We start from the raw sequence: 14192 nt of genomic DNA, 5'->3' as shown, positions 1-14192 counted from the left end.
ATGCCATCACGTTCGACGCCGCGAGCGACCTTCACCTGGGGAGGCGCGGCAGTCTGCGACGACGCACGTCTCGCCTACCTCACCAATCGCCGCGTGGGCAAGGGAATCTGGGAGCTCGGCGTCGTGGGCCACGGCAACGCGCTCGCCGGACGCGTGGCCGGCCACGTCCGCTGCTGGGATCCGGCCAGGCCGCCGCGGATCGAGCTGCATCCGGCCGGCACGCCCGACGAGCGGCTCGCCGGTGCCCACGTCATCGACAAGCGCGACAGCCGGCTCGCGATCTACTGGCCGGATCTGGTCGCCCGTATCACCGCGTAGTCGAAGCCATAGATCGCCGGCCCGTCCGGCTCGCCGCGGTTGGTCTGGATCGCGTAGGTCAAGAAGTCTCGATCCAGCTCCGCGGCGCGCTCGGTGCCGGCCACGCTCGCGTACGTCGCGATCGTCGGGCCGAAGTGGGCCTTGTAATACTCCACGAACTCCTCCGGCGAGCCGAAGTGGTCGACCGGCAGCGTGTCCGGGCTGACGTCGAGCCCGGACACGCGATCGCCGAACAGCTCACGTACGTATGCCTCGTTGCCCCACATCACCGGCGAGACGAAGCCGGGCGGCGGTGACGGCGCGTAGGGCGCGAAGACTCTGAAGAAGTCACCGATCGATCCGTCGGGCGTCCAGTTGAGCAGCGCGATGGTGCCGCCCGGACGGCACACCCGCACCAACTCGTTGGCGGCCGCGTGGTGGTCGGGCGCGAACATCACGCCGATGCACGACATCACGACGTCGAACTCACCGTCGGCGAACGGCAGGTGCTCGGCGTCGGCCTCCACCCATTTCAGGGAGACGTCACGGGCTGCCGCCACCGCGCGGCCGGCCACGAACAGCTCCGGCGTGAGGTCGGACGCCACTACGTCCGCTCCGACCAAGGCCGCCTGGACGGCCGCGTTCCCGCTGCCGGCCGCCACGTCGAGCACCCGCTGCCCGGGCTCGATGCCTGCCGCCGAAACCAACTGCCGACCCAGGTCGGTCAGCACGTCGGCGGCCACTTTCGGATAGTCGCCGAGCGCCCACATCGCACCTGCGCCGGCGCCGGCGTTCGGTTCGGCTTCGTTCATGGGACCGATCCTCTGAAATCGCATTGCAACCTGGTTGCGATCCCCACCAGCACGATGGCCGGGTCACATCACGTCGCGCGACCAGGGAGGAACAGGATGAGCGACCTTACCGAGGCCACGGAGAAGCTGAAGGCCCATTACAAACAATGGATGATCGGCCCGGACCAGAACGGTTTGGTCCTACCCAAGGCGAAATTCGCCGACTCGTCGAGCCGGAACTATGCGCTCAAGAACGCCGCGATCCGAAAGTGCCTGCAGTACGAGAAGCAGACCATGGGTATCAACCTCGGCTTCACCGACGACTGCGAACCCAAGACCGTACAGAAGGTCACGCGCTGGTTCTTCGCCCGTAACGGCAACCAGTCCGAGCCGATCAAGTACGGCGAGAAGGTGGCGATGGGCTACGGCATCGAGCCCTCGTTCGTCTACTACGACGAGCGTCCGGTCGGCATCAACCTGAACTGGTCGAAGCCGGCCAAGTACGAATGGCAGATCGTCGGCGGGAAGCCGGGGACGCCGGTCGAGGCCAGGAAGTACTGGGCGATCTTCAACAGCGTGGCCCACGAGCCGCTGCTCCACTTCGACCGCAGCGGCCCGACCGGCGACATCGGCTGGCCGAGCAGCCGGACCTGGGGCCAGCAACTGAAGGAACTCGGCATGGAGCTGGCCGAGAAGGTCGCGAAGGAAGCCGCCGAGGCAGCCGTCAAGGCGATCCTCAGCGGCGCGTAGACCACAACCGGGACAGGGGCGGTCGCTGGTGGGTGACGGCGCGGGCCGTCGCCCACCACCGGCCACCCCAAAAAGAAAGGGAGCCCAGGTCACCCAGGCGGTTCCGCCCGCAGCAACGTCTCCACGTGACTGGACTCCGGCAGACCCAACGCGACGAACCCGTCCCGCGCCTGCTCCCAGCGAGCCACCGCGGCCGCTGTCTCGCCGCGCGCATACAACGCACGACCCAGCACCAGATACGTACGTGCCAGCCCCAGCCGGTGACCAGTCTCCTGGTGAACGAACAACGCCGCCTCCGCCGCCGCGACCGCGCCGTCCAGGTCACCCTGCACCAGTCTGATCATCGCGCCGGCCGTCAGCGCCGGACCTTCCAGCAGCCGATGGCCGAGTCGTCCCGCCAGCTCGCGGGCCTGGTCCGCGCACTCCAGCGCGCGTATGGACTCGCCCCGATGCTGGTAGGAGTGGGCCAGCCCGACGAGTGCCGTCACCTCGTGCTGCCGGGCTCCGGTTTCGCGGGCGATCGCCAACGCCTGCAGGTGAAACCCAATGGCGGAGTCGAACTGCCCGACGCTGTGCAGCACAGTTCCCAACGTGTTCAGCGCATCGGCCTCGTACCGCCGGTCGCCGATCTCCTGGGCGAGCGTCACGGCAGCCCGCGCGAGCTCCTGAGCCTCGCGATGGTTGCCGGTGTCGCAGTGCACGGCGGCGAGCTCCCGCAACGTGTCGGCCTCCTTGCCACGATGCCCGATCTCACGATTGAGCGCGAGCGCACGAGTGAAGTGGTCCAGCGCCTCGTCGTAGCGTCCCAGCACCAGGCAGCATTCGCCGTAGTTGCCGAGGATGACCGCCTCGCCGCTGAGTGAACCGGTCTGTTTGACCGCCTCCAGCGCCTGGACGTAGTACTTCACCGCCTGCTCGAGCCGGCCCTGTTCGGCGTAGTGGTTGCCCAACCCGACGAGCCGGGACGCCAGTCCGGGCACCCAGCGGGAACGCCGGTCGAGCTCGAGCGCCTCGGCGTACAGGCCGGCAGCCTCCTGCGCGCGTCCCGTCCGGCGATAGAGGATCGCCAGACCGCCGAGCGCGCTCGCCTGCGCTTCCAGCCAGCCGGCCTGCCGGGCGTGCTCCAACGCCTCGCCGTAGTGCGAGGCCGCGGTCGAGTAGTTCCCGAGCCGTTCCTCCCGATCGCCCAGGCTCAGCAGGCCGGCTGCCTGACCGCCTGGGTTCGACTCGGTCTCGGCGGCCGCCAGCGCCGCCTCACCGACGGCCAGCCAGTCCAGTACGTGCATCCGCGAGTGGAAGTAGCCCTGCAACGTGTTGGCGAGCAGCCAGGCGGTCTGCCGCGGCCCGTGCTCGGAGGTGTGCTGCACGATCGCGCGCAGGTTGGCGCGCTCGGCGTCCAGCCAGGCGAGAGCGTCGGCCGGCGTCTCGAACCGGGCCAACTCCGCGCGGTCGCGTTCCGGCAACGGCAGCCGCAGCTTCTCCGGGAACAGCAGCCGCGCCGCGGTGTCCGCGGTGTGCAGGTACGCCTCGACCAGCCGGCTGAGGGCGTCCGCCCGCACGCCGTCCGGCTCGTCGGCGAGGCAACGTTCGGCGGCGTACAGGCGAAGCAGGTCGTGGAAGGCGTAGCGGCCCGGCGCCCACTGGCCGATCAGGTGCGCGTCGGCCAACTGGTCCAGTCCGCTCGACGCCGACCCGGCCGGAACGCCTGCGAGCGTGCCGAGGGACGACGCTGTGACGTCGGGCCCAGGCGCAAGGCCCACCAGGCGAAACAGCCGCTGCGTACCAGCATCGAGCGCTCCGTAGGACAGGTCGAACGCCGCCCGGACGGCACTCCGCTCGTCGCCCGCGACCGCGAGCCCGCCGAGCCGGTCCCCGCCGGTGAGCTCGGCCACCTGGTCCGCGACCTTCTGCTCTGGACGGAACGCGAGGTTGGCTGCCGCGATCCGCAACGCCAGCGGCAACCGGGCACACACCTCGGCCAGGCCGGCCGTCGCTTCGGGCTCGGCCGCCACCCGTTCCGGTCCGAGGATGCTGCCGAGCAGTGTGGCGGCTTCGTCGGGGTCGAGTGCGTCGAGCACGACCGGACGGCCGCCGTCGCGGGCCACCAGCCCACCGAGGCGGTAGCGGCTGGTGACCACCACCAGGCAGTCCGGGCTACCCGGCAGCAGCGGGCGGACCTGATCGACGCTGTGGGCGTTGTCCAGTACGACAAGCACGCGCTTGTCGTTCAGCAGCGTGCGATAGAGCCCGGCCGCGGCGTCGAGCTCGGCAGGAATCTCCTTCGCCTGCAGGCCGAGCGCCTGCAGCAGGCCGGACAGCGCCTCGATCGGGCTGAGTGCGACTGCCGGTGCGTATCCCCGCAGGTCGACGTAGAGCTGACCGTCGCCGAACCGCTCGCGCGCCTGATGCGCCCAGTGCACGGCGAGCGCCGTCTTGCCGACGCCCGCCGTCCCGGTGATGATCGCTATCCGTACGGTGTCGCGGCTACCGGACAGCAACTCGTCGAGCCGCTTCAGCTGGCGAGCGCGGCCGGTGAACGCCGACGGCGCCGCCGGCAGCTGTGCCGGACCGGCGGGCAGCGGCGGCCGCTCAGGTCCGCTCGAGACGTCGAGAGGCTTGGCGCGCCGCGCGCCCAGGTAGGTGTCGAGAGCGTCGGCTCCCGCCAGGATGTCGTGCTGGAGTTGGCGTACGGTCGCACCCGGCTCGACGCCGGCCTGCTCGATCAGCGTCTCCCGAAGCCGTCGGTACGCCTCCAGCGCCTCGGCCTGCCGGTCGGCTCCGTACAGCGCGAGCATGAGCTGGGCCCAGAGCCGTTCGCGCAACGGATACGACTCGATGTGCAGCGGCAGCTCGCTGACCAGTTTCGCGTTCCTGCCAAGGCGCAGCTCGACGTCGGCCAGGTCCTCGACGGCAGCGATCCGGCGTTCCTCGAGATGGGTCGCCTCTGCCCGGCAGGCCTCCAGCGCGACGTCCGCGAGCGCCGGCCCGTGCCACAGTGACAGCCCTTCGGTCAGCAGCGTCGCGGCTCGTTCGAGGTCGGGCCGGCCACCGCGGGCCGCCAGCTGTCGCGCGGTTCGCTCCGCGTCCGCGAAGCGATCCAGATCAAGCTCGCCGGGTCGTACGTCGAGCAGGTAACCAGGCGCCCGGGTCAGCAACCGCTGCTCCTCGTCGTGCCGGAGCGCGCGACGCAGGCCGGCGACGCACCCCTGCAACAGGCCGCGGGCCGTCGGTGGTGGTTGCTCGGCCCACAGGTACGCGATCAGCTGGTCTGAGGAAGTGACGTGGTTGGCGTAGAGGAGCAGGACGGCGAGCAGCGCACGCTGCTGTGGCCCTCCGACGGCGAGCTGCTGGTCGTCGTGCCAGACCTCCAGCGGCCCGAGAACGTGGAACCGCATACGCACCCCAGACGGTCGAGGCCCGCATTCTTCCACCGATGCCCGATCCGTGCCCAGCGAATGCCCAGTCGTTGCCCAGAACCCTCCGACATGGTTGCGGACGAAACCGATTGTCCGCTTGGCCAAAGTAGGGGGATCCGGATGCATCACCACAGTAGGGGACCAATCGCACCTCGCCTCGGAAAGGCGCCGGCCGGAGCTCCGGCGTTGTCGATTCGGCTGGTGGGCACGTTCCTGGTGTGCCGGCACGGCAGCCCGCTGTCCGCGACGGATGTGGGCAGCCGGAAGGCACGCACGTTACTCGCCCTGCTCGCGGTCGAGCCGGGCCAGCTGCTGCCCACTGACCGCATCATCGGCGTGCTGTGGGGTGGCGCGCCACCGAAACGGCCGGAAGAGAACGTCGCGACGCTGGTCAGCCGGGTCCGTACGGCACTGGGTACGGACACGATCGTCGGCGGGCGCGGCGGCTACCGCCTCGGTCCCGCAGTTGGCGTCGACCTCACCGAGGCCGACCGGCTCGTCACCGCCGCCGAGAACGAGCCGTCGGCGAGCGCCGCCCTGGCCGGTGCCCGGCAGGCGCTACGGCTGCTCGACGGCGAGGTGCTCATCGAGGCGGCGACGGCGGGCTGGCCGCTGCCGGCGCGATACGTCCACGCCGAGCTGCTGCGGCGGGCCCGGCACACCGCGGCCGAGGCGGCGTTGCGTACCGACGCGCCGCAGCTGGCGGCGGGCCTCGCCCAGGCAGCGGTCGACGCGGACCCGTTCGACGAGACAGGCTGCCGCGCGTTGATGCGCGCACAGCTCGCCGCGGGAGAGGTGGCCCGCGCGTTGCTGGCGTACGAGCGGCTGCGTACGACGTTGAGCGAAGAGCTCGGCGCCGATCCGTCGCCCGCGACCCGCGAGCTGCACCAGGCGATCCTCCGGCTGTAGGGCCTCAGCGCAGCCCGCGATAGAACGCCCGCAGGTCGTCCACCAGCAGGTCGGGTGCTTCCATCGCGGCGAAGTGGCCGCCCCGGTCGAACTCCGACCAGTGCACGATCGTGTGCAGGCGGTCCAGCCGGCCGCGGATCGCCGGGTCGTACGGGAAGACTGCGATCCCTGTCGGCACGGGTGAACGCACGGGCGGGCCGGCGGCGTCGGCGCGTACCTCGTAGTAGAGCTGCGCGGAGGTCGCGCCCGTGCCGGTCAGCCAGTAGAGGCTGACGTTGGTCAGCAGCTGGTCCCGATCGACCGCGTCTTCGGGCAGCGAGCGCGCCGGATCCGTCCACTCCTTGAACTTCTCGACGATCCACGCCAGCTGACCGACCGGCGAGTCGGAAAGCGCGAACGCCAGCGTCTGCGGCTTGGTCGCCTGGATCTCGCCGTAGCCCGAGCCGGTGGCCAGCAGGGCCCGCGTCGCCTCCAGGCGCGCCCGCTCCGATGGCGTCAACGCGGCGTACTCCTCCGCGCTCAGCGCAGGCGGATCCATGTTCGCGTAGATGTGTACGCCCACAACATGCTCCGGCGCGAGCCGGCCGAGCTCCGGCGAGACGATCGAGCCGGAGTCGCCGCCGTGGGCGCCGTAGCGGGTGTAGCCCAGCCGCAGCATCAGCTCGTGCCAGGCCCGCGCGATCCGCCGGTTGTGCCAGCCCGCCTGCAGCGGCGTGGAGAAGCCGAAGCCCGGAATCGACGGCACGACGACGTGGAACGCGTCGGCCGGGTCGCCGGAGCCCGGGTTGGTGAGCGGCTCGATCAGCTTCAGCATCTCGACGAACGAGCCCGGCCAGCCGTGCGTGATCACCAGTGGCAGCGCGGACGCGTGCGGCGATCGTAGGTGCAGGAAGTGGATCGGCTGCCCGTCGATCGTCGTGAGGTACTGCGGGATCTGGTTGAGCGCCGCCTCGTGCGTACGCCAGTCGTAGTCGTGCAGCCAATAGTCGGCGAGCGACCGCAGATAGCCGACCGGCACGCCGCGCACCCAGCCCGCGCCCGGAACCTCCGCCGGCCAGCGGACCCGCTCCAGCCGGTCGCGCAGATCGTCCAACGCCGCTTGGGGAATCTCGATGGAGAAGGGCTCGATCGTCACCCGATCAGTCTGGCACGCAACGCGAGCTTGTCGGGCTTGCCGCCCGCGCCCAGCGGAGCTTCGGGAATCACGGTGATCGTCTTCGGTACGGACTCCTCGCCCAGCTCCTCCCGGACGGCGGCCGCCAGCGCGTGCAGGTCGGGCGCCCGCGAACCGGCCGGTACGACGAACGCGTGCACCGCCTCGCCCGTCCACTCGTCCGGCGCCCCGACCACGTAGGCCTGGTCCACGTCGGCGGCAGCGGCCAGCACCCGTTCGATCGGCGCGGCGTACAGCACGTGCGCGTCGACCAGGATGATGTCCCGCGCCCGGCCGGTCAGGTAGAGGAAGCCGTCGTCGTCCAGCGCGCCCAGGTCCCGGGTGTCGAGCCAGCCGTCGCGCAGGACTTCGGCGTCCTCCGCCGCATCGGCGCCCCAGTAGCCCGCCATCTGCTGCGCCGACCGCACGAAGACCCGGCCGTCCCGGATCTCGACGTCGACGTGCGGCAGGATCCGGCCCACCGAACGCAGCGCACGCTCGGGCCGGTCGGCGAGATCGGCCGGCGTCAGCAGCGAGATCATGCCGGACTCACTCTGCCCGTACCCCTGCCACACCACCGGCCCGAGCCGCTCGATCGCCTCGGCCAGGCGATGCGGCTCCAGCGGAGAACCCGTGACGACCAGCGCGCGCAGGCTGCCGAGGTCGTAACGCGTGTCCCGGAGGTCGTCGAGCAGCTGGTGGAACGCAGGCACCGCCGCCACCGCACCAGTGGTCCGATGCCGTTCGATCGCGGGCGCGAGCGGCAGAAGGTCGTCGGCAATCACGACGGTGCCGCCGGTCAGCAGCGTCCGCGCGGCGAACGTCAGCATGACCGGCATCGACCAGGTACCGAACACCAGGAAGCGGTCGAAGCCCGCCAGCAGCTCGGTGATCTGAGGCGCCCACAGACCCGGGTGGAACATCGGCTGCAGCGCGGCGTAGGTCCAGCAGCAGCCCTTCGGCCGTCCGCTGCTTCCGCTGGTGAAGTTCACCCTGGCGAGGTCGTCCGGCCGGGCCTCGGCAGCAACCGAATCGGCAGGCATCGGTCGGTACGTCCCGTCGGCGACCACGACGTGAGAGCCGAGCACGGAGACCAGCTGCTCGTCAGTCCAGCCGGGCCGGACGGCGACGACCGTGCAGCCCAGCGCGTACGCCGCCAGGTGCGCCGCGAACCCCTCCGGCGTCAGCGAGACCGTCACCGCCACCACCGCACCGCGCGCCAGGCCGTCGGCGCGCATCGCGGCGGCCGTGCCACGGATCAGGTCGAGCAGCTCCGCGTATGACACCCGCCGGTCGCCGTGCTCGAACGCGACACGGTCGGGCGAGGCCGCCAACGCCTCGAGCAAGGGCTGAGGGAACAAGGAACCGCTGGTCACACCCTGTCCACGAAATTCCCCGAGAAAAGTTCGATGACGATGTCGATCCGAGTCGGTCTAGTTCGAGGCGTTGTCAGAGGGCCGGACGGACCGGCCGCCGAAACCTCCGAAATGAGGGCACAAATGAGCACCATCACCCGCAGCAGCAAGCGCCCGGTGACCTGCGACCCCGCGACCCGCGTCACCAGGTCGCTGCTGGGCTACGGCGTCCTGGCCGGCCCGTTCTACGTCGTCGTCTCGCTCGCGCAGGCGCTGACCCGCGACGGCTTCGACCTGACCAGGCACTCCTGGAGCCTGCTGTCCAACGGCAGCCTCGGCTGGATCCAGATCACGAACTTCGTCCTCAGCGGCCTGTTCACGATCGCGGCGGCCGTCGGCCTGAGCCGTGCGCTCGGAGGAACCGGGCTGCGTTCATCTCGGGGCAGCCGCTGGGCGCCACGACTGCTCGGCGTGTACGGCGTGAGCCTGATCGGCGCCGGCGCGTTCCGGGCCGATCCGGCAGCCGGCTTCCCGGCCGGTACGCCCGCGGACGCCAACGCCGTGAGCTGGCACGGGATGCTGCACCTCGCGGTCGGCGCAGTCGGCTTCCTCTGCCTGATCGCCGCCTGCTTCGTCCTCGCCACCCGGTTCGCTCGCGAGCGCAGCCGCGGCTGGGCGACGTACTCCGCGGTCACCGGCGTGATCTTCTTCGGAGGCTTCGTGGGTATCGCGTCCGGCCAGGGCAACCCCGCCACGGTCGTCACGTTCGTCGTCGCCGTGCTGGTCGCCTGGAGCTGGGTGTCCGCCCTCTCCGTGCACTTCTACCGCCGTAGCCTGACCAACCACTGAGCACAGAAAAGAGAGCAAAGCCATGCGCTACATCGTGATCCTGAGCGGCACCAACCCCGCCACGCCGCCACCGGCCGGACTGCTGGAAGGCATCATGCAGCTCGGCGAGGAGGCCACCAAGGCCGGCGCCATGATCGACAACGCGGGACTCGCGCCGAGCGCGCTGGGCGCCCGGGTGACCGTCGCCGGTGGCGAACTGAGCATCACCGACGGGCCGTTCACCGAGACCAAGGAACTGATCAGCTACGCCGTCTACGAGACGCGGTCGAAGGAAGAGGCGGTCGAGTGGACGAAGCGCTTCATGAAGCTGCACCTCGACCTGTGGGAGGGCTGGGAGGGGCAGTCGGAGATCCGCCAGATCTTCGAGCCGTAGGCCGCGCGGCGGAGCCGCTGAATCAGAACCGCAGCCGCCGCCCGCCTGGCCCACCCGCCCGTCTGGAACGCGAATGACCACGTTAACCACGTGATTGGCTGGTTAACCACGCCCCGGCGCGTGGCGAACCACCCACTAGACGATCTATTCCAAGGGGTCGCCGGTCAAGCGCGCGGCGCATGGCGCCGCGCTGGCAAGGCGGAGGAGGAGCCAGGAGGGGCCTCCGGCGATCGACGACAACGCAGCCAGCGTGGATGCCAGGCGTCGCGCGTCAGGCGACCCCTTGGAATAGATCGTCTAGCGTGGTTAACGTGGTCATTCGCGTTCCGGACGACGAGTCAGAATCTGCCACCCACCGCGCGATCACCGCGGTCTGGCGGATCGAGTCCGCACGGGTGATCGCCGGGCTGGCGCGTTACGTGGGCGACCTCGGCACGGCGGAGGAGCTCGGGCAGGACGCGCTGGTCGCGGCGCTGGAGCAGTGGCCGCGCGACGGCGTACCCGACAATCCCGGCGCCTGGCTGACGGCGACCGCCAAGCACCGCGCGGTCGACCTGCTGCGCCGGCGGTCGACGTACGCGCGGAAGCTCGAGCTGATCGGCCGCGACCTGCAGGAGCACGAAGACCCCGACCTCGCGGCCGCGCTCGACGATCCGATCGGCGACGACCTGCTGCGGCTGATCTTCACCGCCTGCCATCCGGTGCTGTCGGTGGAGGCCCGGGTCGCGCTGACGCTGCGGGTGCTCGGCGGGCTGAGCACCGAGGAGATCGCGCGGGCGTTCCTCGTGCCCGAGCCGACGATCCAGCAGCGGATCGTGCGGGCGAAGCGCGCGCTCGCCGCACCGGACGTCCCGTACGAGACGCCGTCGGCCGCGGAGCTGCCCGGGCGGCTGCAGTCGGTGCTCGGCGTGATCTACCTGATCTTCAACGAGGGCTACTCCGCCACCGCCGGCGACGACTGGATGCGGCCGGCGCTGTGCACGGAGGCGCTGCGGCTGGGCCGGATCCTGGCCGGGCTGGCGCCCACCGAGCCGGAGGTACACGGTCTGGTGGCGCTGATGGAGATCCAGGCCTCGCGTACCGCCGCGCGGACCGGACCGTCCGGCGAACCCATCCTGCTGCTCGACCAGGACCGGCGACGCTGGGACCGCCTGCTGATCCGGCGCGGGCTGGCGGCACTGGAACGCGCCGAGTCGGTGGGCGGCGTGGCCGGCCCGTTCTACGTCCAGGCGGCGATCGCGGCCTGCCACGCGCGAGCGGTCACCGCCGACGAGACCGACTGGAAACAGATCGCGGGGCTGTACGAAGTGCTGGCCCAGGTCGCCCCGTCGCCGATCGTCGAGCTGAACCGCGCGGTGGCGGTCGGCATGGCCGACGGCCCGGCCGCGGGTCTCGCACTCGTCGAGGCGCTGGCCGGAGACCGCCGCCTGCAGGGCTACGCCCACCTTCCGGCCGCCCGCGGCGACCTGCTGGAGAAGCTCGGCCGCCGGGCCGAGGCGCGAGCGGCGTTCGAGGCGGCCGCCGCCCTGACGCGAAACGAGGGTGAGCGCGCGGTGTTCGTGCGTCGCGCCGAACAGCTTGCCTGAAAGGGAATCCCACGCGGCCCCAAAGCTCGCACCAACGACTCCCGTCCGGTCGGGTTGTTGTCACGTAGCGTGTGGAGGCTTTGAAGTGGTTCCACTACAGGGGGTGCATCATGCCGGACGCCGATCTGGTGCTGGAAGGCGGAGGCGTAAAGGGGATCGCGCTCGTCGGCGCGATCAGCGTACTGGAAGAGAACGGCTATCGCTTTCATCGCGTGGCCGGAACGTCGGCCGGGGCGGTCGTCGGGGCGCTGGTCGCCGCCGGGTGCTCCTCCGACGAGCTGACCGAGCTGATGAACTCGGTCGACTACCGGAAGTTCCGCGACACCGACCTGCTCGACAAGCTGGGCCCGCTCGGCAAGGGCCTGTCGATCTTCCTCGACGAGGGCGTGTACGAGGGCGAGTACCTCAAGAAGTGGCTCGGCGAACAGCTGGCCAGGCACAACGTCCACACGTTCGGCAATCTCGCGCTGCACGACCAGGAGCTGACGCTGGACCCGAACGAGCGCTTCCGGCTCGTCGTCAACGCCGCGGACATCACGACCGGGCAGCTGGCCCGGCTGCCGTTCCACTACGAGCCGGTCTACGGCATCAGCCCGGACGACGTGCCAGTCGTGGACGCGGTACGGGCCTCGATGTCGATCCCGTTCTTCTTCGAGCCTGCGCGGCTGCGCGGCAGGAACGAGGTCGACCACTGGCTGCTCGACGGCGGGATGCTGTCGAACTATCCGATCGACGTCTTCGACCGCACGGAAGGGGTCCCGCCGCGCTGGCCGACGTTCGGGATCAAGCTGTCGGGGCGGCCGGACTCGGCACGGCCGTTCATGCACGTGCGCGGCGCGATCAGCATGGGCCGGGCGATGGTGGCCACCGCGATGGGCTTCTACGACCAGATGCACATCCACGCGCCGGGCACCATCGAGCGCACCATCTTCGTCGACACGAGCGACGTCAGCGCGATCGACTTCGACCTCGACCACGAGACCCGGGCGCGGCTCTACAAGTCCGGCCGGGACGCGGCCGAGTCGTTCCTCGAGACCTGGGACTTCGAGGCGTACAAGGAACGCTTCCGCTCGCCGGTCCCCGTCACGCGCTGAGCCGGTCCTGTAGATCCACTGGGTTGTCGGGAGTCGCCTCGGCGAGGTAGGCCACCGCGACGGGATCGGCGTCCCGCAGCGCGAGGCTGCCGCTGAACACGCGCACGCGTACGGTCGCGGCCAGGTGCTGGGGCGCCGCCCGCCGGTTACGCGCGGCGGCGCGGCCGTCGTACACGAACACCCGTCCGCCACCGCGCAGCTGCCCCCGGTGACCGACGATCCACTGCTCGAGCAGGCTGCGGGCGATCGAGCCGGCGTCGCGGCTGAAGGTGTCCTCGCGGATCAGCGTGACCCACCACTGCCCCCGACCACCACCCCCGCAACCGTCGACCCAGATCGCTACCTCATAGGTGAATCGCTCTCTCATGACCAAAGCCTGTGCCCGCTTGGCTGCGGCTTGGTTGCACGCGGGTTGCACGCTGGTTGGCACTCAGGCAACGCCCGATGCCCAGCCCTCGGGTTCCACCAGGCGGGCTCTGACCTCCGCCGCTCGCGGGTCGTCGATCGCCTCGAGGATGTCGAGCGCCTGCCGCCAGCAGCGACGGGCCGCAGCCGCGTCGCCCTGGCGTTCGTACGCCAGATCGTCAACGCCTGCTGGGCCGACGCGATGGCCTGGTCGGTGTCGGCCGCCTGCAACGAGGTGAAGCCGGCGTCCTCCAGCGCCAGCGCCTGACCCGCACCGTCGCCGATGCGGGCCGCGGTACGCGCGGACAGCTGCCGCAGGGCGAGCAGGTCCCTGCCAGTAGCCGCGAAAGTGCAACGGTCGGTACAGCGCCGCCGTCAGCCACACCGACAGCCGCGCCACCGGTCCGCGCGCTTCGTCGGCGGCCGCCTGGCGTACCGCTGCGAGCAGGTTGCCGTGCTCGGCGTCCACCCAGGCGGCCGCCTCGGCGGGCGAGCTGATGCCTGCGCCGGGCTGCTGCCCGTGCTGAGTCCGAACGGTCGTGACCCTGCGGGTCGCCCCTACGTCCAGGACGAGCGTGGCCTGTCCGGCGGCAGCGAGCCAGCCCTCCAGTACGCGCGCCACGGCGGCGACGCTGCTCGGCTCGTCGTCCTCGCGACAGCAGCGGTCGAGGGCGTCCTCACGCAGCAGGTCGTGCACCTGGAAGCGGTCCGGAACGTGCTCCTCGGCGAGGTGCGCGGCGGCCAGTTCCGCGAGCAACGGCTCCGCGTCGGCGACGTCAACGTCGCGCGCGGCGGCCGCCGTCTCGCGGGTGCAGTCGGCTCCTGGGACGACGCCCAGCAGGCGGTACAGGCGGCGGGCCGGCTCGCCGAGCGCGCGGTACGACAGGTCGAAGGTCACGCTGAGCGTCGCGCGCGGGTCGTCGGGGATGGCGAGCGCCTCGAGCCGGTTGCCGGCGCGCAGTCGTTCGGCCAGCTCGCCGAGCTCCAGCTCCGGCCGGGTCGCGAGGTGCGCGGAGACGATCCGCAGGGCTAGGGGCAGCCGGGCGCCCAGCTCGGCCAGGTCGCCGGCCGCGGCCACCTCCCGGCGTACCCGGCCGGCACCGACGACGCGGGTCAGCAAGGCGACCGCCTCGTCCGGCTCCAGAGCGTCCAACGTCAGCACGTGCGCGTCGTCGACGGCGGCCAGGCCGGCGAGCGCGTTCCGGCTGGTCACG

The 14192-nt window shown here is 70.9% G+C and carries 13 protein-coding genes; 7 read left to right on the top strand and 6 right to left on the bottom strand.

All coding sequences use genetic code 11. From position 1 onward, the window contains the following. Complete coding sequence (locus tag ACYVF6_RS09970) at positions 1-318, top strand: hypothetical protein (protein WP_460518998.1); 318 nt, start codon at positions 1-3, stop codon at positions 316-318. Here ACYVF6_RS09970 and ACYVF6_RS09965 read toward each other — a convergent pair. Beyond that, complete coding sequence (locus ACYVF6_RS09965) at positions 282-1109, bottom strand: class I SAM-dependent methyltransferase (protein ID WP_460518995.1); 828 nt, start codon at positions 1107-1109, stop codon at positions 282-284. The genes ACYVF6_RS09970 and ACYVF6_RS09965 overlap by 37 nt on opposite strands. 96 nt (positions 1110-1205) lie before the next feature. Between ACYVF6_RS09965 and ACYVF6_RS09960 the strand changes: the two genes are divergently transcribed. Further along, positions 1206-1838 (top strand): hypothetical protein, encoded by a 633-nt coding sequence (locus ACYVF6_RS09960; protein ID WP_460518992.1) that lies wholly within the window; start codon positions 1206-1208, stop codon positions 1836-1838. Between the two features lie 89 nt (positions 1839-1927). Here the strand turns inward: ACYVF6_RS09960 and ACYVF6_RS09955 are convergent, their stop codons facing one another. Next, positions 1928-5233, bottom strand: a complete 3306-nt coding sequence (locus tag ACYVF6_RS09955; RefSeq protein WP_460518989.1) for an AfsR/SARP family transcriptional regulator — start codon at positions 5231-5233, stop codon at positions 1928-1930. Between the two features lie 207 nt (positions 5234-5440). Between ACYVF6_RS09955 and ACYVF6_RS09950 the strand changes: the two genes are divergently transcribed. Next, complete coding sequence (locus tag ACYVF6_RS09950) at positions 5441-6163, top strand: AfsR/SARP family transcriptional regulator (protein ID WP_460518986.1); 723 nt, start codon at positions 5441-5443, stop codon at positions 6161-6163. A gap of 4 nt (positions 6164-6167) precedes the next feature. Here ACYVF6_RS09950 and ACYVF6_RS09945 read toward each other — a convergent pair whose 3' ends face one another. Then, positions 6168-7298: an epoxide hydrolase family protein gene (locus tag ACYVF6_RS09945; protein WP_460518983.1), complete on the bottom strand. Its 1131-nt coding sequence runs from the start codon at positions 7296-7298 to the stop codon at positions 6168-6170. After that, positions 7295-8662: a class I adenylate-forming enzyme family protein gene (locus ACYVF6_RS09940; RefSeq protein WP_460518980.1), complete on the bottom strand. Its 1368-nt coding sequence runs from the start codon at positions 8660-8662 to the stop codon at positions 7295-7297. The genes ACYVF6_RS09945 and ACYVF6_RS09940 overlap by 4 nt, the downstream gene beginning before the upstream one ends. Before the next feature lie 153 nt (positions 8663-8815). On the opposite strand from ACYVF6_RS09940, the gene ACYVF6_RS09935 reads away from it, so the two are divergent. The 4 genes from ACYVF6_RS09935 (at position 8816) to ACYVF6_RS09920 (ending at position 12573) form a co-directional block, all read left to right on the top strand. Further along, complete coding sequence (locus tag ACYVF6_RS09935) at positions 8816-9520, top strand: DUF998 domain-containing protein (RefSeq protein ID WP_460518977.1); 705 nt, start codon at positions 8816-8818, stop codon at positions 9518-9520. A 22-nt stretch (positions 9521-9542) separates the two neighbouring features. Further along, positions 9543-9893 (top strand): YciI family protein, encoded by a 351-nt coding sequence (locus tag ACYVF6_RS09930; RefSeq protein WP_460518974.1) that lies wholly within the window; start codon positions 9543-9545, stop codon positions 9891-9893. Between the two features lie 311 nt (positions 9894-10204). Next, the gene (locus tag ACYVF6_RS09925; protein WP_460518971.1) at positions 10205-11479 is read left to right on the top strand and encodes an RNA polymerase sigma factor; all 1275 of its coding nucleotides are present in this window, start codon (positions 10205-10207) and stop codon (positions 11477-11479) included. Between the two features lie 110 nt (positions 11480-11589). Continuing rightward, a complete protein-coding gene (locus tag ACYVF6_RS09920) occupies positions 11590-12573 on the top strand; it encodes a patatin-like phospholipase family protein (protein ID WP_460518969.1) in 984 nt (327 codons plus the stop codon). Here ACYVF6_RS09920 and ACYVF6_RS09915 read toward each other — a convergent pair. After that, positions 12563-12940, bottom strand: coding sequence for a hypothetical protein (locus ACYVF6_RS09915; protein WP_460518966.1), 378 nt, complete (start codon positions 12938-12940; stop codon positions 12563-12565). The two genes, ACYVF6_RS09920 and ACYVF6_RS09915, sit on opposite strands and share 11 nt — an antisense overlap. Before the next feature lie 63 nt (positions 12941-13003). After that, positions 13004-14191, bottom strand: a complete 1188-nt coding sequence (locus ACYVF6_RS09910; protein ID WP_460518963.1) for a hypothetical protein — start codon at positions 14189-14191, stop codon at positions 13004-13006. Position 14192: the final 1 nt, after the last annotated feature.

It is taken from the genome of Flindersiella endophytica, assembly GCF_054779015.1.
Note: the sequence above shows the minus strand (reverse complement) of the source record. Positions and strands in the feature narration are given on the sequence as shown.